A 19,190-nucleotide genomic window follows, 5' to 3' on the forward strand; every position below is an offset into this window, starting at 1 on the left:
ATCTGCCCGATCATCGAGGCACTGATCAGAGAGTAATGCCTGGCGGGTGAGCTGGAGATCGGAAAGCCCCTTTACGGTGGGATTCAGAGCTTACGTTGGTTTTTGGTTCCATTGCTCCCCAAACCCCTATTTGATACTTTACGTGCCATATCGTACCAAACAAAGGGCGATCATGCCCACGTGCTCTTGCACCTCACCCACTACGGAGATAGACATGACCCAAATCGCCCCCCTGACCATCGACACCGCTGACGCCGCTACCGCTGCCACACTCAAGGCCGTCAAAGCCAAGCTTGGCATGGTGCCGAACCTGTTCGCCACGCTGGCCCACGCGCCGGCGGCGCTCAATGGCTACCTCGGCTTGTCCGAAACGCTGGGCACCGGCCGCCTGAATGCCTCCCAGCGCGAGATCGTTGCGCTCGCTGCCGGTCAAGCCAATCGCTGCCAGTATTGCCTGAGCGCACACACCCTGATCGGCAAAGGTGCCGGACTGTCGGCAGAGGCCATCGCCGCGGCCCGCACCGGCCAGGCGGCCAACGCACTTGACGATGCAATCGCCGGCTTTGCCCGCGCGCTGGTCGAGCAACGCGGCGTGGTGTCGGCCGACGCCATGGCCAACTACCGCCGCGCGGGGCTCGACGACGGCCTGATACTGGAAGTGATCGCCAACGTCGCGCTGAACACGCTCACCAACTACACCAACCACATCGCCGACACCACGGTGGATTTCCCCGTGGTCGCCGTCTGATCTCCATAGGCATATAAGGAGAACACGATGAAAATCGCACTCACCGGCGCTCTGCTCGCCAGCGCCCTCGTCCTGCCACTGGCCGTCACGGCCGGCGACTTTTCGCCCTATGTGGACAGCCAGGGCGGCATCAGCCGCCCCACAGACTTCCGCACAAACTTCGTCCACCTGGGCTCATATGCGGTGTTGGACGAAAAATCCGCCTCTCGCGGCTTGCACGATGTGTACACCGAAAAGGCCTCGGCCGAGCACTACCGCAAGACCGGCAAGTTCTTGGACGGCGCCACGCTGGTGAAAGAGATCCGCAAGCTCGAAACCAGCGCCATGACCACTGGCAACCCTGTGGTCTGGGGTTCCGATGCGGCCGTGTGGTTCGTGATGGTCAAGGACGCCAAAGGCCGTTTCGCCAGCAACCCCTTGTGGGGCGACGGCTGGGGCTGGGCGCTGTTCAAGGCCGACGCCCCCGCCAAGAATGTCGCCGTCAGCTACGAAGCCGACTGCATGGGCTGCCATGTGCCGGCGGCCAAGACCGACCGCGTATTCATCCAGGGCTATCCGACACTGACCCAGCACTGACTTGCTGCCGGGTTACGCTTCGCGCAGGATGGCACCTCCGTCCTGCGCGAGCCACCCTTTCCGGAAGCGCGCCATGCCGACACTCGACGCCTTTCTGACCGACGTCCGCGCCTGCACGCGCTGCGCACCGCATCTGCCACACGGCGTGCAGCCGGTCTTCCAGTTTCACCCGAGTGCGCCCATCCTCATCGCCGGCCAAGCACCGGGGGCCCGGGTCCATGCCTCAGGCGTGCCCTTCGACGACGCCAGCGGCGCGCGTCTGCGCGCCTGGCTGGGCGTGGACCGCGACACCTTCTACGACCCTACCCGCATCGCCATTCTGCCCATGGGCTTCTGTTATCCGGGCACCGGCAAAAGCGGTGACCTGCCGCTACGCCCGGAGTGCGCCCCCCGCCTGGCGCGAAGCCTTCATGCAGCGTTTCGAGCGCCTGTCGCTGGTCATCGTGCTGGGCAGCTACGCCATGGACTACCACCTCGGTACTGGCAAGACGCCGCTCACCCGGGTGGTCGAAGCCTGGCGCGAGCACTGGCCGCAAGCGTTCCCCCTGCCTCACCCTAGCCCGCGCAACAATCGCTGGCTGGTGCGCAACCCCTGGTTCCAACAAGACGTGCTGCCCGCGCTGCAAGCACGCGTCCAGGCAGTCCTCACCGCCAACCCCAAGGAAACCCCATGACCGACGACACCGCCGCCATTACCGAGCTGCTGCACAAGTACTACGACACCCTGGCCTGGGCGAACGGAGACAGGCACCGGCTTTGGAGCGATGAACGACGGCTTCAGGTGCGGTAGCTGACGCCTGGGACCTCAATCACCGTATGACCGGGTCGAAAGCGGTCCTTTCTCTGACAACATCGCCCTAGCCCGCACTCAACCCCCACAACACATCCAGCACATGTTGCGTAGGCCGCTCGACGTCCCCACCACGGTGGGCAATACCAAGTTGACGCCACAATAAGGGCTGTAATGGCCGCATGACGATCCTGGTATCGGGCAATGGCGTGGAGGCTTCATGCGGCAACAACGTCGCACCATAACCGGCCGCCACTAGGCTTTTGATCGCATCGTTGTAGTTCAGTTGAATACGCGGCGTGGGCTGCCGTCCATCACTGGCGAACCACTCCGAGGTCAAGCGCGAAAGCCGAGTAGTTTTGTCATTCAGAATTAATGGCTGGGCGGCCAGCCAACCGGGGGTCACAACATCCGGGCATTCCCAGCGAGCCGGCAAGAAGGCCATGACCGGGTCCCGCCGCCATGGCTCGATCCGCAATTCCTTCACCGGGGTCTGTGGCAGCGCGACCAGACCGATCTCCAAAGAGCCCTCGGCAAGCTTCTTCAAAGTTTCCTGCGACGTGAGCACCGCGACCTGCACATCGATAGCGGGATGGCGTTGGCCCAACGTCTCCAAAGCTTGCGGCATCAACTGTGCGATGGCCCCTGTGGAGGCACCCAGCCGCACACGCCCGGCCAAGCCCTGCACCTGACGCTCCACGTCCTCAAGCGCCTGCTCCGCATCCGCCAACAGGCGCCGCGCGCGCTCCACCAGCGTTTCTCCAATCGCCGAAGGCTGAATGCGCCCACGTGTGCGCGACAACAGCTTTCCGCCAACCCGCGACTCCAGGTCGGCAATATGCAAACTGACCGTGGGTGGCGCGAGGTGCAGCACACGGGCCGCCTCGGCAAACGAACCCAGGTCGGCAATGGCCACCAACGTGCGCAGACGGTCCAGGCTGATTTCGCGCATGAGTCACTCCTTGTTCAGAAAAGCTGAATTTCATCGTTTAGAAATTCAACTTTTCCTATCTTAGCCCCTCACTGAAGATTGGAACTCCTGATTTCCTATGTCCGAGAGCATTCCATGGCAAGTCCTCTTATATTCATCGACGGCGACCAAGGCACCACCGGGTTGCAAATCCATCAACGTCTACGCGACCGGACCGATCTGCGGCTTATCACGCTCAGCCCCGAACATCGCAAGGATCCGCAACGTCGCGCCGAAATCATCAACGCCTGCGACATCGCGATTCTCTGCTTGCCCGACCAAGCCGCACGCGACGCTGTAGCGAGCATCGAAAACCCCGCCGTTCGGGTGATCGATGCGAGTTCGGCGCACCGCACCCATCCAGACTGGACCTATGGTTTCGCGGAGATGAACTCGCAGCAGGCCCAACGCATCGCCACGGCACGGCGGGTCAGCAATCCCGGTTGCTATCCCACGGGGGCGATAGGGCTGCTGCGCCCATTGCTGGAGGCCGGGTTGCTGCCCAGGGACTATCCGACGAACATTCATGCTGTGTCGGGCTATTCCGGAAAAGGGCGCGTTGGCGTGCAAGAGCATGAGGGAGAGGGCGCATCACAGGCGCCCGCGTTTCAGGTTTATGGTCTGGGGCTGGCACACAAACATATTCCGGAGATTCAGCAGCAAAGCGGTCTGATGGAGCGGCCGATGTTTGTGCCGGCTTATGGGGCTTTTCGGCAGGGGATCGTGCTGACCATACCGTTGCAACTTCGCTTGTTGGCGCCGGGCGTGGATGCGGTGCGGTTGCATGCGTGTCTTATGCAGCACTACGTCGATGCGGACCATGTACAGGTGATGTCGATGCAGGAGGCCAAAGGGTTGACGTGCCTTGATCCTCAGGCGCTTAACGGGACTGATAGTTTGCGATTGGTGGTGTGTGAAAATGATGAGACGGGGCAGGTTTTGTTGGCTGCGGTGTTTGACAATCTTGGGAAGGGAGCCGCTGGAGCGGCGGTGCAGAATCTGGATTTGATGGTTGCAGGAACATGACTCCGACTACCCACTGGCTCTAGAGTCTATGGCTCGAATTTTCGAGCGGTTGTTTCCTCTCTGTTTATGGCCTGGCATCGACGGCATTAAACGAGTCGAAAACAGAATCTACGCGTGTCAGCAGTTTGCAATCCAGTCAGGCTTTGAAGTTAAACGGTCGTCCACGACAGGCAGCAATCGGCCAACAGCGGCCGTTTTAGAGTAGGGAAAATAAATCCCCTTTTCTGCTGTCTACGCTTCGCAGCGCCGGTTACCCGGTCACCACGCAAGACTCGCTTCCGGTCGGTGGCTAACCTTTACCGGGCGGGGGTCATACCCGCTGGGTTTCTTACGCCATTTCGTGACGGCTTGCGCCGTCATTCCCAGGCGACCAAGCTTTGCCTGGCGCACATAAATCAGTCCCCTTTTTCTCTTTGCGCAGCAATGGCGTCGATCCTTCGCGCCTGCAAACCTTTGGTGCAGGCTCCAGCTCGCCCATTGCCCCCAACGACACCGCCGAGGGTCGCGCCCAAAATCGCCGCGTTGAAATCAAACTGGTGCCCCGTAGCGGCGCTGTAGCTCAAGGGTAATGGTGCCTTGGTGCTCTTTTCGTCGGATGCCCAGCTATCTTTTAATGGGTTACGGGCGATTTGCAGTGGGCTCCAAAACCTGGCCTCAGGAGGTGCAAGCTCCCGTGGCACCGGCTTTGGACTGGGCAGACCAATACGCCGGCCCATAAGCCCATAAGGATCCCGGCCTCGGCCGGGTTCTTTATGCCCGCTTCGCGGGCTTGAGCCCAGAAGGGAGCGGCGTGCGCCGGATTCGCATCTGCCAGCCAGTACGCAGCCCGTTTGGAACTCAGTTGATCCGTCTTTTTCAACGGTTTAACAGCCAAATCAATACGTTCACAAGTACACTCGCCACCCTAGGGATGGTGAAGCATCCACGAGCGGTACTAGAATTTTCAGCTTTTCGGTGCCGCCGCACGAATTCAAGGGGCAAGCATGGATTACGAACAACTGCCGAGGGCCGCCTTGGTCCGTATGCTGCAGGAGCATGATGCGGCGCTTGCCGATGCTGGCAAGAATGGCATCGTTATGAGTTACACCGGGCGGGCTGCTCCCTGGCAGATCATCCGCCAGGTCAAGCCGAAGCTGCATCGTATTATCAAGAAAGTATCCTTTGGAGAGGAAACCGCCCAGTCAGAGAATGAGATCTGGGACGGTGAAAACCTTTCTGCGATGGTCACGCTCTATAAATATCGTGGTCAAGTTGATCTTGTAGTAACAGACCCGCCGTACAACACCGGCGAGGACTTCCGCTATAACGACAAGTGGGACAAGGATCCAAACGATCCAGATCTCGGCGATGTAGTTCCTAAAGATGATGGGTCCAAGCACAGCAAATGGTTGCGCTTCATGACACCCAGAATCTGGATGATGCGTGAGATGCTAACCCCAGGCGGGGTTATGGCTATCTGTATTGATCATAGGGAACTATTTAGACTTGGCATGCTCATGGACGAAATCTTCGGCGAAGAGAATCGCATTGGCATAATCAATTGGCAGAAAAGCTATTCACCTCGCAGTGATAATAAGGGGGCGGCGGCGAAAACTGAGTGCAACACCTGACCTTTCCGGTACGGTGCTGTCCCTATGTCTTATTCCGAACTCAGCGTTGAAGAGCGCGCCACCATTCAAATCGGTCATGCCCAAGGTTTCAGCCTGCGCGGGATTGCCTGCTTGATCAACCGATCCCCTTCGACCATCAGCCGGGAGCTGCGCCGCAATCGAGATGCCTGTGGCGGCTACTCGGCCCGCGTGGCCCAGCAGCAGATGCAGGCCCGCCGTCAGGTGTGTCGACCGAAGCAAAAGCTGTTGCCGGGTAGCGAGCGCTTCGAATTGGTGGCGCATATGCTGCGTGAGCGTTTGTCTCCCGAGCAGATTGCCGGCAAGCTGCGCAGCATGAATATTCCCAGCCTCAGAGATGCCTACGTCTGTCGCGAGACGATCTATAACGCGATCTATGCCTTGCCAGTCGGCGAGCTGCGTAAAGAGCTGATCATCTGCCTGCGCCAAAGCAAGACGATGCGCAGGCCGCGCTCTGGCGGCGTGGATCGGCGCGGTCAGATCCCTGAGAGGGTCAGTATTCATGTACGTCCGCCGGAGATCGAAGACCGACTGATGCCAGGGCATTGGGAAGGCGACCTGATCAAGGGCAAGGCCAACGCCTCGTCTGTAGGTACGCTGGTGGAGCGCACCAGTGGCTACCTGATGCTGGTGAAGATGAACGACGCGACGGCGACCTCGGCGATGGAAGGCTTCAGTGCAGCGCTCAATGGCATGCCGCTGGCGATGCGCAAGAGCATGACCTACGACCAGGGCCGAGAAATGGCGCGGCATGCTGAAATCACCCAGCAGACCGGGGTGGCGATTTACTTCTGCGACCCGCACAGCCCTTGGCAGCGCGGCAGTAACGAAAACATCAATGGCCTGATCCGCCAGTACCTGCCCAAAGGCACGGACTTGTCGGTGCATAGCCAGGAGGAACTGGATGCCATCGCACTGCAACTGAACATGCGCCCCCGTAAGCGCTTCGACTTCAAGTGTCCGATCGAGGTTATGGACGAGGTGATGCAGGAAGCTATGGCTATGCGGCATGATGCTCCAGCTTCAATTCAATAACCGTGTTGCACTCAGCTCCTGTAACCGCCCACTTTAATGTCAGGAAGCTTAAGCTCTGTTAGTGTTTTGGCTATTCTCTCTCCTCTTGGAAGACTGGTTGAAAGAGCCAGGAATATTTCCAATAACCCATTAAGTCAATCCCTCTACACTGGGCGCACCGATGAGTTTGGCCAAATAGAGTTTGCTTTACGAATGATGCAAGCTGAAACAGGCGCCATAGTAGGTCGCATAGGTGATGCATCAAATCGGCTTAGCGAACACACCCGAGGCCTACTAAAGGATATTGAGTCAAGCAATGTACTTACAGTTGAGCAGCAGGCAGAGACAGATCAAATAGCAACGGCAGTAAACCAAATGGCGGCAAGCATTCAAGAGGTTGCGAGCAATGCACAGCATGCTGCAGATGCGGCCGGAAGAGCAGACACTGAGACGGCATCTGGCCAGCGTCTGGTAGCCCACACAAGCCAGTCAATCACTGCCCTTGAAGGTGAAATTAGGCAAGCCGCTCAGGTTATTCATGAGCTTGAAGGTCAAAGTAACGAGATATCAAAAGTTCTTGACGTTATACGAGGGATCGCCGAGCAAACGAATTTGTTGGCACTCAACGCAGCAATTGAGGCCGCGCGTGCTGGTGAGCAGGGGCGTGGTTTTGCTGTTGTCGCCGATGAGGTTCGCAGTCTTGCTGCTCGCACACAGCAATCGACAACGGATATTCAAAGCATGATCAGCGCTCTACAAGAGCGAGCGCAATCCGCTGTTACAGTCATGGAGCAAAGTAGTCGGCAAGCGCACACGAGTGTAGCTCACGCAGAGGAAGCAGCTACAGCTCTTGATGGAATTGGCCAACGCGTTAACGAAATTACCGACATGAACGCGCAAATAGCGACTGCGGTCGAGCAGCAGGGAGCAGTAAGTGAAGACATAAACCGCAGTATTATCAATATACGCGATGCTGCTGATACCAATGTACAGACCGGGCAGAATAATTTGCAAAGTGCGAAATCTGTCGCTCAGTTAACTAGCGCTCTGAGCGAACTGGCAAAACAGTTTTGGGAAAAACGAGGATAACGCTTTTCAGTATCTCGACAGGGATAACTTACTTTACCATCGGTTATCCCTTTTAGCCGCACAAATTTTAGCCATGGCTTTTCAGGAAGTCAGGGCTATCAGAATGGCCTTAGAAAGCCTAGTCAAAGAGCTGTCACGAGAACACCGTTAGCTTAGCGTACGATTTTTTCCGAATTCTGCGGTTCCCCCGAGATGGGCCTGGACACGGGTGATAGATGCTGAATTAAGCCGTGTGACGGCAGGCTGTGCTGGGCTGCACGTCGGCATGGGCGTGCGTGGTCAGGACGCAAAAACACACTTGCCCGCAATGGCGGGCAAGTGTGTTTGCAGAGGGGGAGTGCGTTGTTGGTTATTGTTTGTTGCGACCGGCAATCACCACCAGGATCAGCGACGCCAGGATCAGGATCGAACTGATAGCGGCAATGGTCGGATCGATCTCGTCGCGCAGCGCCGTGAACATGCGCTTGGTCAGAGTCTGGTTGTCGCCGCCGGAGATGAACAGCGCCACCACAGTTTCATCCAGCGAGGTGATGAAGGCGAACAGTGTCGCCGAGACCACACTGGGCTTGATCTGCGGCAGGGTCACGGCCATGAAGGCGCGAAAGCGGTTCATGCCCAGGCTGCGCGCCACCATTTCCTGGGACATGTCGAAGTTACGCAGACCGGCCAGCAGCGCGATGATCACGTAGGGCAAGGCGAGCATGATGTGCGCCAGCACCAGGCCGGTCAGCGTGCTGATCAGGCCGACCCGGGCGTAAACGAAGAACACGCCGGCGGCGATCAGGATGATGGGCACCATCATCGGCAGCAGCAGGATGATCTGCAGCGTACGCACCACCTTCAGGCTGGAGTTGTTGATGGCGTAGGCGGCCGCCATACCAATCGGCAGGCTGATGGCCATGGTGAAAAATGCCGTGATCAGACTGACCCGCGCCGCCGACATCCACTCCACGCTGTTGAAGAACGCCTCGTACCAGTGGAAGGACCATTGCTTGGGAGGGAATTGCAGGAAGCGCGCCTCGGAGAACGACATGGGTACCACGATCAGCACCGGGATGATCAGGTACAGCAGGATCGCCGCGACCAGCACCGTGAACAGCACGTGGGACAGGCGAAGGTGACGCAGGTTGGCAAGCAGGTTCATTTAGCGCGCTCCCAGGATGCGTTCGATGGGGATGAAGCGATTGATGCCCCAGAAGATCAGGAACACCACAAACAGCAGCACCAGGCCGACTGCGCTGGCTGCGCCCCAGGCGTGATAGAGCTCGACGTTGCGTTGCACCAGCATCGACACCAGGATCGTGCGGCCACCGCCGAGCAGTTCCGGGGTGATGAAGAAGCCTAGGCAGATGACGAACACCAGGATGGAACCGGCCATGACCCCCGGCGCTGCCATCGGCAGGAAGACCCGGCGGAAGGTGTAGAAGGGTTTGGCGCCAAGGCTCTCGGACGCTTGCATGAGGTCCTGGGGGATTTTTTTCATCACCGAATACAGCGGCAGGACCATAAAGGGCAGCATGACGTGCAGGGTGCCGATTACCGTGCCAGTGGTGTTGTGCATCAGCGTCAGGGGTTGGTCGATGATGCCAAGGTCCATCAGCGTCTGATTGACCAGTCCGCGGCGTTGCAGGAGCACCAGCCAGGCATAGGCCCGCACCAGCACGCTGGTCCAGAACGGCAGGATCACGCAGATCAGAATCAGGTTGGCCCAGAAACCCTGCAGGCGCGAAGCGGCGTAGGCAATGGGGAAGCCCATGACGATCGACAGGATCGTCACCAGGAAACTGATCTTGAAGGTCAGGGCGAAGGTGTCCCAGTAAATGCTTTCCTGGAAAATCCGGATGTAGTTGGCCAGGGAAAACCCTTCCTCGGTCTGGACCGACTGAAAGGCCAGCCAGCACAGCGGCATGATCAACAGCACCACGACCATGACCAGCGCCGGGGTGAGCAGCAACAGCATGGAGGTGTGCTCCTTGCGTTCTTCACGGGCCAGGGCGTCTTCGCTGGTCATGGGCGGCTGGTGCTGCTGGTCGCTGGAGTCGGGCATGGATTTGGCGAGATAGGCGTTGGACATGATGACCTCTCGTCACTGCGCAGTGCTGGAGGGTATCCAGCACTGACGGGTAGCGCTGGCGGTGGCAGTCGTCCTGGCGGACAGCAGGGTGCGGTGCTCGGGTAATGTCATGTGAAGAACTCCCAATGGTGGGCAGGTACTTGAGGCGAGCGCGAGTTGTCTGCACAGGTCACTCTGCGGGACCCTCAGGCCTAATGTACCGGGATGCCAACGAATGAAGTGGACGCAATTGACCGGTGCGCAAGCGCTTTATGTCGAAATCGCGGGGGCAGACGGCATGTCCTGCGCCGAGGCCTCTGGCCTGCGGCGCAGCAACGGCCGATGGCTATTTTTTCTGGACGAAGGACAACCAGCGTTCTTCGGCCTTGACCCCGGCTTCGGAGGCCCACCATTGCGCCGAGAGCAGGGCCTGGCGCGAGATGTTGCCGGGTGCGGAAGGCAGCTTGGCCTCGCGCTCGGCCGGGATTACCCCGGTCTTGAAGGCTTCGGGGTTGAGCGGGCCGTAGTCGATGATCATCGGCAACGCCGCTTGCAGTTTGGCATCGATGGCCTCGTTGACGAATTTCATGGCGGCCACCTTGTGCGGCGAGCCTTTGAGGACGCACAACGAGTTGGTTTCCAGCACACCCTGGTTGTAGTCGAATGCCACGGGTGCGCCGGCGGCCTGTACGGCGGTGATACGGCCGTTCCAGGCCTGGATCATGTCCACTTCGCCGTCGCTGATCAGCTGCGCCGACTGCCCGCCGGACGTCCACCAGGTGGCGATGTCGGGCTTGATCTGCTCAAGCTTGCGGAAGGCGCGATCGACGTCCAGCGGATAGAGCTTGTCCATCGGCACGCCATCGGCCAGCAGCGCGATTTCCAGGGTTGGACGTGGCAGGTTACGTAGGGAGCGCTGGCCCGGGTATTTTTTGGTGTCCCAGAAGTCGGCCCAGGTCTTGGGTACGTCCGCGCCTTTGAACGCGTCCGTGCGATACGCCAGCACCGTGGAGTAGCTGATGTAGCCGACGCTGTATTCGTCCTTGAGGCTGTCGGGTATTTGCGCGGCATTGGGAATCAGCGCAAGGTCGAGCTTCTCGAACAGCCCTTCGGCTTCGCCACGGATGCAGTCGCCAGTGGGCAGGTCCACCACGTCCCAGGTGACCTTGCCGCTCTCGACCTGGGTCTTGATGATCGGGTAGGCCTTGGGCGAGCTGTCCTGTTTGAGCGTCAGACCGAGCTTTTTCGCCGCAGGCTCCAGGATCGCCTTGCTCTGGGCTTCCTGATAAGCACCGCCCTGGGATACGAACGTGATGTCCTCGGCCATGGCCTGGGTGGCGCTACCGATGAACAGGGCCAGACTCGCGAGTTGGAAAGCTGTAGTGCGCAATGTGCTCATGGAAAGACTCCGAATGGTTGGCAGATTTTCTTGGGCGAGCTGTAGGTTTTGTTGTCGGTCGCTCTGCGGGACCATGGAGGTCTAATGTACCGGCTTGTCCGTGAACGAAGCGGCTACAAATGCGCGGATGAAAAGTGGTTTATTGCGAAAATGCGAACGGGCACAGTATTTCGTGCGTCGGGTGCGGGCTTGCGCGCCTGTCGCGAGCAGCCCCGAAGCCCCCGGTAGGAGCGAGCATGCTCGCGATGGCGGTGTGTTGGGTGAGTCATAGCCAAGTCATTCAGCCCACCGTCATCCGCCTCACCACGCGCCGAATCATCGGCGCCGCCAGCACCACCACCGGCAACATCGATACCCACGACAGCGCCCACGCGTTCAACCAGCGGCCGGCAAAGGCCAGGTCGAGCGCATGGGGTGTGGTGGCGATGGCGGCCGCGACCGCGCAGGTCAGGCCGGATTGAACGACGCCGAAAACGAAATGCTCATAACGGGCGGGGATTTTCATCGGGGGTTCTCGAGAAAGAGCGGGGGGGCGCGATGCCCGGCCGCTCGGGCACGATCAAGCCGGTTGCAGTTGCGCGATAGTCTCTTCGGTGGTCCACAGCCCGTGGGCGAGGAAGCGGTAATTGATGATGGCCGCCAGGTAGCCGTCGCCATCCGGCAGGCGCGGGCCGGCGGTGGCGTCGCGTACCACGACTATTTCAAAGCCCTGTTCGAGCAGTTCGCGCAGGTGTGATTCCACGCAAAGGTTGGCCGCCATGCCGGCGAGGATGATCTGCGACACGCCTTTCTTGCGCAATTGCAGCGCCAGGTCGTTGGTTTCCGGGCCGTAGACCTTGTGCGGCGAGGCGATGATGGTCTCGCCGTCGAGAATGTACGGCTTGTAGATCTCGAGGAAATCGGCGCCGGAGCCTTCGAAGTTTTCCAGGGTGTTCGGTCCCTTGCGATCGAACATGCAGATGCTGTGCATGACCTTTTCCAGCGGACCGCCAAAATGCCAGTCGTGGTCGTGCGGGTAGTAATAGTGTGGCGACACGGCCACGGGCAGGTCGTGAGCCTTGAAGGCCTTGAACAGTTTTTCCAGGTTTTCGACGGTGTTGTTCTCGACGATGCTCTCACCGAACACCGCCCAACTGGCGCCGGCAGGGCTGAGGAAGTCGTTCTGTGGGTCGATGACCACCAGGGCGGCTTTGCTCAGGTCGAGCTTGAAACCAGTGGCAGGCAGTGCGGGTTCGGCGGGGTCGGCGTACAGATGGCTCATGACGATTTACCTCTTGGGTGCTTGCGTGGATGAGACGTGAATGTTGCTTTATATAAATGACCAGTCGTCTTATTAATGAGGAAAAAAAACTCACTCCAATAGCCGAGGCAAGACCATCGATACGAAACGCTGCAGAGGTGCACCGTCGCGCAGGACCTTGCCGCGCATGACCGCACCTTCCCAGCCTTCGACGATGACACTGGCCAGCGCTTCGGCGTCGTGAGTTTCAGAGAGTTCGCGGCGCTGCTGCGCTTCACGCAGGCAGCTCGCGAGCAAACCTTCCCAGCGCGCCAGCACATCGGCCAGACGCTTGCGGGTTTGTTCGCTGCCATTGGACATTTCCAGGGACAGGTTGCCAATCAGGCAACCCAGGCTGTATTCATGCTCGCCGTGCTCGAGCACCAGGGCCTGGAAGAACTGGCCGATGCGCTCCAGCGGCTTGACCCGGGCGTCGTAGAAGATCGGCCCGTGGCGGGTTTCGATCGAGGTCCAGTATTCCTCGAGGATCTCTGCCGCGAAGTCTTCCTTGCTGGCGAAGTAGTTGTAGAAAGAGCCCTTGGGAATCTCGGCAGCGGCGGTGATGTCCTGGACGCCGCAGCCGTTGAAGCCACGGTTGTGAACCACCTGGCGGCCAATCGACAGCAAACGGGATCTGACTTCGAGGTTGACCGGGCGAGCCATGACAGAGACATCCAGTGATGAGAAAGTTTTAATAAACTAACTGGTCATCTATGTTTCGTCAACAGTCGAATTGACTGCCAATCAGTCCGCCTGCGCCATCTCGATGTACTCGAGCATCTTCTCGTTGCCATCGAGAATGTCACGGCAGATGGCCGCCCGTGCCGCCGCGCCATCGCGGCGCTTGAGTGCGTCGAGCACTTCCCAGTGATGGTCGATGGCCATGCGCTCGTTGAAGTTGCCATAGGCACGGGCGATCAGTGGGCCGGTGCGCATCCACAGGCTATCGAGCAAACCCGCCAGCACCGGCATGCGCGCGATGGTGGTCAGCGCGTAGTGAAATTGCTGATTGCACTTGAGAGCGGCTTGCAAGTCCTGGGCGTTGATCGCGGCGATGTTGTTTTCGATGCAGGCTTGCAGGTCTGCGAGTTCGCTGTCGGTCACCAGCGCGGCGGCCGTCTCCGCAGCCAGGCCTTCAAGCGCCAGGCGGATGCTGCGGATCTCGCCGTATTGCGCGGCGGTGAGGATGGGTACGCGGATGTCACGCGGGGTCTTGAGGATCAGCGCCTGTTCCTTGGCCAGTTGCAGGATCGCGTCGCGCACCGGTGTGACGCTGGTGCCCAGTTGTTCGGCCAGGTCGCGGATGCGCAGGCGGTCATCGGGCTGGAAACGCCCGGTGATCAGTGCCTCGCGCAGCAACTCGTAGATGCCACTGCCCAGGTAAGAGTGATTGAGGGTTTGAATAGGGTAGGGGTTGCTCATTGATCGCTCATCTGCGGCGGATGCCCGGCCCGAATGATGGAAGTTTCCGGCCGGGATTTCCAGATTATTTCAGACGTGCTGACCACCGTTGACATGAATCTCCGAACCGTTGATGTACGACGCGCCTCGGGTGCAGAGGAAATGCACCAGGGATGCGACTTCTTCCGGCTTGCCCAAGCGGTGCATGGGGATCTGCTGATCGACGATCAGTTCGGTCCCGGCAGACAGGATCGACGTCTCGATCTCACCCGGTGCAATCGCATTGACCCGCACACCGTGTGGCCCGAAATCATGGGCCATTTCCCGCGTCAGTGCGGCCAGTGCAGCTTTCGAGCAGGCGTAGGCGACCCCGGCAAACGGGTGCACCCTGGAACCTGCAATCGAGGTGACGTTGATCACCGAGCCTTGCGCCGCCTTGAGCTCATCGAACAGCCCTTGGGCCAGTAACGCCGTGGAAAACAGGTTGACGTTGAACACGCTGAGCCAGGTGGCGTAATCGGATTCCAGCACGCCCAATCGTGCGCCGGCTTCGCCTTTGGGTGAAATGCCGGCGTTGTTCACCAGGGCATCGAGGCGTCCGCCGAGTTTCTCCCGGATCAATGGCAGGCTGCGGCGCACTTCGTCGATGTCTTCCAGGTCCAGGTGGATGTGGTTCAACTCGCCTTCAGCCCAGGGGCAGCCTTCGGTCCAGTTCTGTCGCGAGGCCGTAAACACGCGCCAGCCCGCAGCGTTGAAGTGCTTCACCGTGGCATGGCCGATGCCACGGCTCGCACCGGTGAGGAGGAGGGTTCGTTGCTCGGTCATGCAGGCGCTCCTGAGGAAGGGGTGGAGTGGTGAGACTATACCAGTAAAAATTATGATGCATCATATTCTAAATATGTTACTAATGAGCTGCGCCTCGGAATCATCGCCGTGCGCCGGCCACCAGGTGCAAGACACCCGGCGCTGACCGAAATATTGCTGCCAAAAACAAAAAAACCACCTGCCATCCCTTAGCTGCCGCTCACGCACGTAGCGAATTCGGAGAGACGCATGAACAGCAAAATCGCAACTGTACTGATGCTTGGAATGCTTGCCGGCCCTTTGAGCGCCGCTGAAAAACTGACCGTGGTGTCCTTCGGCGGCAACAACCGCCAGGCCCAGGAAAAAGCCTTCTACAAACCCTTCACCTCGGAAAAGAAAGTGGCGATCACGGCCGATGACTACAACGGCGAAATGGCCAAGATCCGGGTCATGGCCGACACCGGGAAAACCAGCTGGGACGTGGTCGAGGTCGAATCCCCCGAGCTGTTGCGCGGTTGTAGCGAAGGCCTGTTCGAGCCATTGGACTGGTCGCGCATCGGCAAGAAAGAAGATTTCATCCCGGCCGCCGTCAGCGATTGCGGGGTGGGTATCTTCATCTGGTCTACCGTTCTGACATACGACCCGAAAAAACTCGCCAGCGCGCCACAGGGCTGGGCGGATTTCTGGGACGTGAAGAAATACCCCGGCAAGCGCGGCCTGCGCCGTGGCGCCAAGTTCACCCTGGAGTTCGCCCTGTTGGCCGATGGCGTGGCCAAGGAAGATGTCTACACCTTGCTCGGCACCGAGGAGGGCGTGCAGCGGGCCTTCCGCAAACTGGATCAGATCAAGCCCGACATCCAGTGGTGGGAATCCGGCGCGCAGCCGTTGCAATGGCTGGCGGCAGGCGACGTGGTGATGACTTCGGCCTATAACGGGCGTGTCACCTCGGCGCAGGCGGAGGGACAATCGTTTGAAATGCAGTGGAATGGCAGCCTGTACGACCTGGATCACTGGGCCATCGTCAAAGGCTCGCCGAAGAAGGCCCTGGCGGAAAACTTCATCGCGTTTGCCAGTGCACCGGTTCAGCAGAAGCACTTTGTCGAGGCCATTCCTTATGGGCCAAGCAACACCAAAACCGTGGCACTGGTCGATGAGGCGGTGGGCAGCAAACTGCCGACTTCACCGGATAACCTGAAGAACGCCCGGGCCACGGATGCCGAGTTCTGGATCGACCACGGCGAAGACCTGGAAGAGCGTTTCATCGCTTGGGCCAACAAGTAATGCAAGGGGCCTGCGCGAGCAGGCCACATCACCGAAGCGAGGAGTCATGAACAATGCCGCTTGAGAAAGTATCGGCGCAACCCTGTCTGCTGGAGGCGGCCCCTGCCCGTGTCAGTGACGGGCAGGTCCTTGGGGTCCTTGCGCAGCACTACGCGATCAGCGGAAAACTCGAGCAACTGGGCGGCGAGCGCGACCTCAATTTCCGGGTCATGCTCGCGGACGGTACGTCGCGTCTGTTCAAGTTGTCGCATCCATTGGAAAACCCGCAGGTCGTGGACTTCCATAACCAGGCCATGCTCCAGATCGAGCGTAACGATCCGGCGTTGCCGGTGCAGCGTGTCTTTGCATCACTCGGCGGGCGATTCGTGGAGCCGGTCGAAATCGAAGGCCAGCGCATGTTGGTCCGTCTCCTGTCCTTCGTTGACGGCTTGCCGCTGCACCGCGTCGCCCACACATCGGTGAATTTCAGGCAGAACCTGGGCCAAGCGCTCGCCCGGTTCGACCTGGCCCTGGACGGCTTCAGCCATCCCGCTGCCGGGCACGTCCTGCTGTGGGACATGCAACACGCCCAGCGCCTCAGGCCCCGGCTGAAACACATCGAGCCGGGCGTTCGTCGCGACCGGATCGAACACAGCCTGGACCGCTTCGAATCCCAGGTACTGGGCAAGTGCGCCACGCTGCGCCACCAGGTGATCCATAACGACATGAACCCGCACAACATCATCGTCGATCCGGATCAGCCCGATGTGTTGCGCAACATCCTGGATTTTGGCGACATGGTCCACGCGCCGTTGGTCAACGAGGTCGCGGTCGCGGCATCGTACCAATTGGGGGTGGCGGGCGACGTCCTGGCCCCGGCGCTGGACATGATCCGCGCCTATCACCAGGTCAATCCCCTCACCGGCGAAGAATTGCAACTGCTGCCGGTGCTGATCTCCACACGCCTGGCGTTGTCGTTGTGCATCAATTATTGGCGGGCCGACCTGCACCCGGACAATCGCGAGTACATCCTGCGCAACTCATACCGCGCCCAGGATGCCCTGGCGGGATTGTCCGCAATGGCACCCGCCGAGATCCACGACAGAATCCTTGCCGCTTGCACCCAGGAGGTTGGCGCATGAGCATGATCAACGGTTTCACTTCTGAAGATGCCGATCGCCTGTCAGACAAGGAAAAACGCCTTGTCGAACGCCGGGCACGGTTGCTCGGCCCGGCCTATCGACTGTTCTACGAACACCCCTTGCACACGGTGCGCGGCGAGGGCGTGTGGCTGTACGACGAACAAGGCCGGCGGTATCTGGATGCCTACAATAACGTGGCGTCGGTGGGGCATTGTCATCCCCGGGTGGTCGAGGCGATCAGCCGGCAGGCCGGGCAACTCAACACCCACACTCGCTACTTGCAGGAGGGCATGCTCGATTACGCCGAGCAACTGCTGGGCACCTTTCCCGAGTACCTCGAGCGGGTCATGTTTACGTGCACCGGCAGCGAGGCCAACGATCTGGCGTTGCGCATCGCCAAACAGTTTACCGGCGGCACCGGCGTGATCATCACCCGCTTCGCGTATCATGGCGTCACGGGTGATATCGCCGAGCTTTCTCCGTCGCTCGGCCCGAGCATGGTTCTGCCACCCCACGTGCGCACCGTTCGCGCCCCCGATGCTTATCGGCTGGGTGCGGATCAAGTGGCCTCGACCTTCGTGGCTGACGTCCGTGCGGCCATCGATGACCTGCGCAAACACGGCATTCGTCCGGCGGCGATCCTGCTCGACGGCATTTTCGCCAGCGATGGCGTCTTTGCGGGCCCAACCGGCTGCATCGCCGAAGGGATCGCATTGGCCCAGGCCGAAGGCCTGTTGTACATCGCCGATGAAGTCCAGTCCGGCTTCGCCCGCACTGGCCTGAACATGTGGGGTTTCCAGCGGCACGACGTGCGCCCCGACCTCCTGACCCTGGGCAAGCCGATGGGCAACGGCCACCCCATCGCCGGCCTGGTCGGTCGAGCGCAAGTGGTCGATCACTTTGGCCAGAACATGCGCTACTTCAACACCTTTGGCGGCAACCCGGTGTCCTGCGCAGCGGGGCAGGCCGTGCTGGACGTCATCCGTGACGAACAGTTGCAGCAGCGCTCGCACACCCTGGGTGAATGTCTGTTGACGGGGTTGCGGGAGCTGGCCGAGCGTTACCCGATCATCGGCGATGTGCGCGGTGCCGGGATGTTCCTGGGGGTCGAGCTGGTGACCGATCGCGCCACAAAAGCGCCTGCCGCCACGCAGACCCGTCAGGTGGTCAACGCGATGCGCGAGCAGGGCGTATTGATCAGTGCTGCCGGGCCGCTGGAAAACGTGCTGAAGATTCGCCCGCTGCTGGCCTTCGAACAGGAGCATGCGCACTTGCTACTGGAAGCGGTCGGCACGGCGCTGGAAGGGCTGCAGCCGTAGCGGTTCAGACGATATCGTCGATCAGGATATGGTGCTGCCCACGGCTGCAGCGTTCGATGCGCGCCTCGACCTTGTACACCGCGCGCAGCATCTGCTCGTTGATCACTTCATGGCTCGGGCCGCTGCCCTGAGCGGTGCCATCGGCGATGACCAGCACCTGATCGGCGAAGCGCAAGGCCTGGTTCAGGTCATGGATGGCGATGAACACGATGACTTCGCGCTTTCGCGCCAGGTCGCGCATGAAGTTCAGCACCTGGACCTGGCGGTGCATGTCGAGGGCGCTGGTGGGCTCGTCCATCAGCAGGATCTGCGGTTCGCGCACCAGCGTCTGGGCGATTGAGACCAGTTGTTGCTGGCCGCCGCTGAGTTCACCCAGGTTGCGGAATGACAGCGGCGTAATGCCCAGGGCGTCGAGGATCTCATCGACCAGTTTCAGTTCGTCATCGTGGACCACCCAACCCGGTGTCAGTTGCTTGCGCGCCAGCAGCACCGATTCGTACACGGTCAAACGGGCGCTGGCGTTGAGGCCCTGGGGCATGTAGCTGATGCCTTTCATGCCTTTTTCGGGGTTTGGGGAGCAATGGAACCAAAAACCAACGTAAGCTCTGAATCCCACCGTAAAGGGGCTTTCCGATCTCCAGCTCACCCGCCAGGCATTACTCTCTGATCAGTGCCTCGATGATCGGGCAGAT

19 protein-coding genes and 3 pseudogenes are annotated in these 19,190 nt (G+C 60.0%); 12 read left to right on the plus strand and 10 right to left on the minus strand.

What is annotated here, in order from left to right:
• Positions 1 to 172 precede the first annotated feature (172 nt).
• From FIV35_RS28775 to FIV35_RS29815, 4 genes and pseudogenes are all read left to right on the plus strand, one after another.
• Positions 173 to 748 carry a carboxymuconolactone decarboxylase family protein gene (locus FIV35_RS28775; protein ID WP_003464997.1) on the plus strand — a complete coding sequence of 192 codons (576 nt, stop codon included), beginning with the start codon at positions 173 to 175 and terminating at the stop codon, positions 746 to 748.
• 27 nt (positions 749 to 775) lie between these two features.
• Positions 776 to 1,324: a cytochrome P460 family protein gene (locus tag FIV35_RS28780; protein ID WP_003465000.1), complete on the plus strand. Its 549-nt coding sequence runs from the start codon at positions 776 to 778 to the stop codon at positions 1,322 to 1,324.
• A 73-nt stretch (positions 1,325 to 1,397) separates the two neighbouring features.
• Positions 1,398 to 1,673 (plus strand): annotated as a pseudogene (locus tag FIV35_RS30445) (uracil-DNA glycosylase family protein); the annotation flags it as partial.
• Positions 1,674 to 1,734: 61 nt separating this feature from the next.
• Complete coding sequence (locus tag FIV35_RS29815) at positions 1,735 to 1,998, plus strand: uracil-DNA glycosylase family protein (RefSeq protein ID WP_003830781.1); 264 nt, start codon at positions 1,735 to 1,737, stop codon at positions 1,996 to 1,998.
• A 183-nt stretch (positions 1,999 to 2,181) separates the two neighbouring features.
• On the opposite strand, the gene FIV35_RS28795 is transcribed toward FIV35_RS29815, so the two are convergent.
• Entirely contained in the window at positions 2,182 to 3,066 is an 885-nt protein-coding gene (locus FIV35_RS28795) for a LysR family transcriptional regulator (protein ID WP_003465017.1), read from the minus strand.
• 114 nt (positions 3,067 to 3,180) lie between these two features.
• Between FIV35_RS28795 and argC the strand changes: the two genes are divergently transcribed.
• From argC to FIV35_RS28820, 5 genes and pseudogenes are all read left to right on the plus strand, one after another.
• A complete protein-coding gene (gene argC / locus FIV35_RS28800; RefSeq protein WP_003465021.1) occupies positions 3,181 to 4,110 on the plus strand; it encodes an N-acetyl-gamma-glutamyl-phosphate reductase in 930 nt (309 codons plus the stop codon).
• Between the two features lie 413 nt (positions 4,111 to 4,523).
• Positions 4,524 to 4,679: pseudogene (locus FIV35_RS30055) on the plus strand (OmpA family protein); the annotation flags it as partial.
• 414 nt (positions 4,680 to 5,093) lie between these two features.
• Positions 5,094 to 5,720, plus strand: a complete 627-nt coding sequence (locus FIV35_RS28810) for a DNA methyltransferase (RefSeq protein WP_003465024.1) — start codon at positions 5,094 to 5,096, stop codon at positions 5,718 to 5,720.
• Between the two features lie 24 nt (positions 5,721 to 5,744).
• Complete coding sequence (locus FIV35_RS28815; RefSeq protein ID WP_003465026.1) at positions 5,745 to 6,773, plus strand: IS30 family transposase; 1,029 nt, start codon at positions 5,745 to 5,747, stop codon at positions 6,771 to 6,773.
• Between the two features lie 36 nt (positions 6,774 to 6,809).
• Positions 6,810 to 7,841, plus strand: a complete 1,032-nt coding sequence (locus tag FIV35_RS28820) for a methyl-accepting chemotaxis protein (RefSeq protein ID WP_073454648.1) — start codon at positions 6,810 to 6,812, stop codon at positions 7,839 to 7,841.
• Positions 7,842 to 8,190: 349 nt separating this feature from the next.
• Here the strand turns inward: FIV35_RS28820 and FIV35_RS28825 are convergent, their stop codons facing one another.
• The 8 genes from FIV35_RS28825 to FIV35_RS28860 all read right to left on the minus strand — a co-directional run bounded on the left by FIV35_RS28825 (position 8,191) and on the right by FIV35_RS28860 (position 14,798).
• A complete protein-coding gene (locus FIV35_RS28825; protein ID WP_003465028.1) occupies positions 8,191 to 8,985 on the minus strand; it encodes an ABC transporter permease in 795 nt (264 codons plus the stop codon).
• Entirely contained in the window at positions 8,986 to 9,915 is a 930-nt protein-coding gene (locus tag FIV35_RS28830; RefSeq protein WP_003465031.1) for an ABC transporter permease, read from the minus strand.
• A 325-nt stretch (positions 9,916 to 10,240) separates the two neighbouring features.
• Entirely contained in the window at positions 10,241 to 11,293 is a 1,053-nt protein-coding gene (locus tag FIV35_RS28835; protein ID WP_003465034.1) for an ABC transporter substrate-binding protein, read from the minus strand.
• 280 nt (positions 11,294 to 11,573) lie between these two features.
• Positions 11,574 to 11,798, minus strand: coding sequence for a DUF2798 domain-containing protein (locus FIV35_RS28840; RefSeq protein WP_003465037.1), 225 nt, complete (start codon positions 11,796 to 11,798; stop codon positions 11,574 to 11,576).
• A 54-nt stretch (positions 11,799 to 11,852) separates the two neighbouring features.
• The gene (locus tag FIV35_RS28845; RefSeq protein WP_003465039.1) at positions 11,853 to 12,554 is read right to left on the minus strand and encodes a cysteine hydrolase family protein; all 702 of its coding nucleotides are present in this window, start codon (positions 12,552 to 12,554) and stop codon (positions 11,853 to 11,855) included.
• Between the two features lie 90 nt (positions 12,555 to 12,644).
• Positions 12,645 to 13,235 (minus strand): TetR/AcrR family transcriptional regulator, encoded by a 591-nt coding sequence (locus FIV35_RS28850; RefSeq protein ID WP_003465041.1) that lies wholly within the window; start codon positions 13,233 to 13,235, stop codon positions 12,645 to 12,647.
• An 81-nt stretch (positions 13,236 to 13,316) separates the two neighbouring features.
• The gene (locus tag FIV35_RS28855; protein WP_016487046.1) at positions 13,317 to 13,994 is read right to left on the minus strand and encodes a GntR family transcriptional regulator; all 678 of its coding nucleotides are present in this window, start codon (positions 13,992 to 13,994) and stop codon (positions 13,317 to 13,319) included.
• Positions 13,995 to 14,063: 69 nt separating this feature from the next.
• Complete coding sequence (locus FIV35_RS28860) at positions 14,064 to 14,798, minus strand: SDR family NAD(P)-dependent oxidoreductase (protein WP_016487047.1); 735 nt, start codon at positions 14,796 to 14,798, stop codon at positions 14,064 to 14,066.
• Positions 14,799 to 15,026: 228 nt separating this feature from the next.
• Between FIV35_RS28860 and FIV35_RS28865 the strand changes: the two genes are divergently transcribed.
• The 3 genes from FIV35_RS28865 to FIV35_RS28875 are packed head-to-tail and all read left to right on the plus strand — an operon-like array spanning position 15,027 to position 18,498.
• On the plus strand, positions 15,027 to 16,058 hold the full coding sequence (locus FIV35_RS28865; RefSeq protein ID WP_016487048.1) for an ABC transporter substrate-binding protein: 1,032 nt from the start codon (positions 15,027 to 15,029) through the stop codon (positions 16,056 to 16,058).
• A 53-nt stretch (positions 16,059 to 16,111) separates the two neighbouring features.
• Positions 16,112 to 17,179, plus strand: coding sequence for a phosphotransferase (locus FIV35_RS28870; protein WP_016487049.1), 1,068 nt, complete (start codon positions 16,112 to 16,114; stop codon positions 17,177 to 17,179).
• Entirely contained in the window at positions 17,176 to 18,498 is a 1,323-nt protein-coding gene (locus tag FIV35_RS28875) for an aspartate aminotransferase family protein (RefSeq protein ID WP_016487050.1), read from the plus strand. The genes FIV35_RS28870 and FIV35_RS28875 overlap by 4 nt, the downstream gene beginning before the upstream one ends.
• A gap of 4 nt (positions 18,499 to 18,502) precedes the next feature.
• Here FIV35_RS28875 and FIV35_RS28880 read toward each other — a convergent pair.
• Positions 18,503 to 19,063, minus strand: a pseudogene (locus tag FIV35_RS28880) (ABC transporter ATP-binding protein); the annotation flags it as partial.
• Positions 19,064 to 19,190: the final 127 nt, after the last annotated feature.

Origin of the sequence: Pseudomonas rhodesiae, from assembly GCF_007858255.1 — a bacterium.
In the GTDB taxonomy this organism is placed as follows: Bacteria; Pseudomonadota; Gammaproteobacteria; order Pseudomonadales; family Pseudomonadaceae; genus Aquipseudomonas; species Aquipseudomonas rhodesiae.

Coding starts and splice junctions, on each gene's coding strand:
- FIV35_RS28810 (WP_003465024.1), top strand. CDS start 5,094: ATGGATTACGAACAACTGCCGAGGGCCGCCTTGGTCCGTATGCTGCAG.
- FIV35_RS28860 (WP_016487047.1), bottom strand. CDS start 14,798: ATGACCGAGCAACGAACCCTCCTCCTCACCGGTGCGAGCCGTGGCATC.
- FIV35_RS28855 (WP_016487046.1), bottom strand. CDS start 13,994: ATGAGCAACCCCTACCCTATTCAAACCCTCAATCACTCTTACCTGGGC.
- FIV35_RS28825 (WP_003465028.1), bottom strand. CDS start 8,985: ATGAACCTGCTTGCCAACCTGCGTCACCTTCGCCTGTCCCACGTGCTG.
- argC (WP_003465021.1), top strand. CDS start 3,181: ATGGCAAGTCCTCTTATATTCATCGACGGCGACCAAGGCACCACCGGG.
- FIV35_RS28865 (WP_016487048.1), top strand. CDS start 15,027: ATGAACAGCAAAATCGCAACTGTACTGATGCTTGGAATGCTTGCCGGC.
- FIV35_RS28870 (WP_016487049.1), top strand. CDS start 16,112: ATGCCGCTTGAGAAAGTATCGGCGCAACCCTGTCTGCTGGAGGCGGCC.
- FIV35_RS28875 (WP_016487050.1), top strand. CDS start 17,176: ATGAGCATGATCAACGGTTTCACTTCTGAAGATGCCGATCGCCTGTCA.
- FIV35_RS28820 (WP_073454648.1), top strand. CDS start 6,810: ATGTCAGGAAGCTTAAGCTCTGTTAGTGTTTTGGCTATTCTCTCTCCT.
- FIV35_RS28780 (WP_003465000.1), top strand. CDS start 776: ATGAAAATCGCACTCACCGGCGCTCTGCTCGCCAGCGCCCTCGTCCTG.
- FIV35_RS28775 (WP_003464997.1), top strand. CDS start 173: ATGCCCACGTGCTCTTGCACCTCACCCACTACGGAGATAGACATGACC.
- FIV35_RS29815 (WP_003830781.1), top strand. CDS start 1,735: ATGCAGCGTTTCGAGCGCCTGTCGCTGGTCATCGTGCTGGGCAGCTAC.
- FIV35_RS28840 (WP_003465037.1), bottom strand. CDS start 11,798: ATGAAAATCCCCGCCCGTTATGAGCATTTCGTTTTCGGCGTCGTTCAA.
- FIV35_RS28830 (WP_003465031.1), bottom strand. CDS start 9,915: ATGTCCAACGCCTATCTCGCCAAATCCATGCCCGACTCCAGCGACCAG.
- FIV35_RS28795 (WP_003465017.1), bottom strand. CDS start 3,066: ATGCGCGAAATCAGCCTGGACCGTCTGCGCACGTTGGTGGCCATTGCC.
- FIV35_RS28835 (WP_003465034.1), bottom strand. CDS start 11,293: ATGAGCACATTGCGCACTACAGCTTTCCAACTCGCGAGTCTGGCCCTG.
- FIV35_RS28815 (WP_003465026.1), top strand. CDS start 5,745: ATGTCTTATTCCGAACTCAGCGTTGAAGAGCGCGCCACCATTCAAATC.
- FIV35_RS28850 (WP_003465041.1), bottom strand. CDS start 13,235: ATGGCTCGCCCGGTCAACCTCGAAGTCAGATCCCGTTTGCTGTCGATT.
- FIV35_RS28845 (WP_003465039.1), bottom strand. CDS start 12,554: ATGAGCCATCTGTACGCCGACCCCGCCGAACCCGCACTGCCTGCCACT.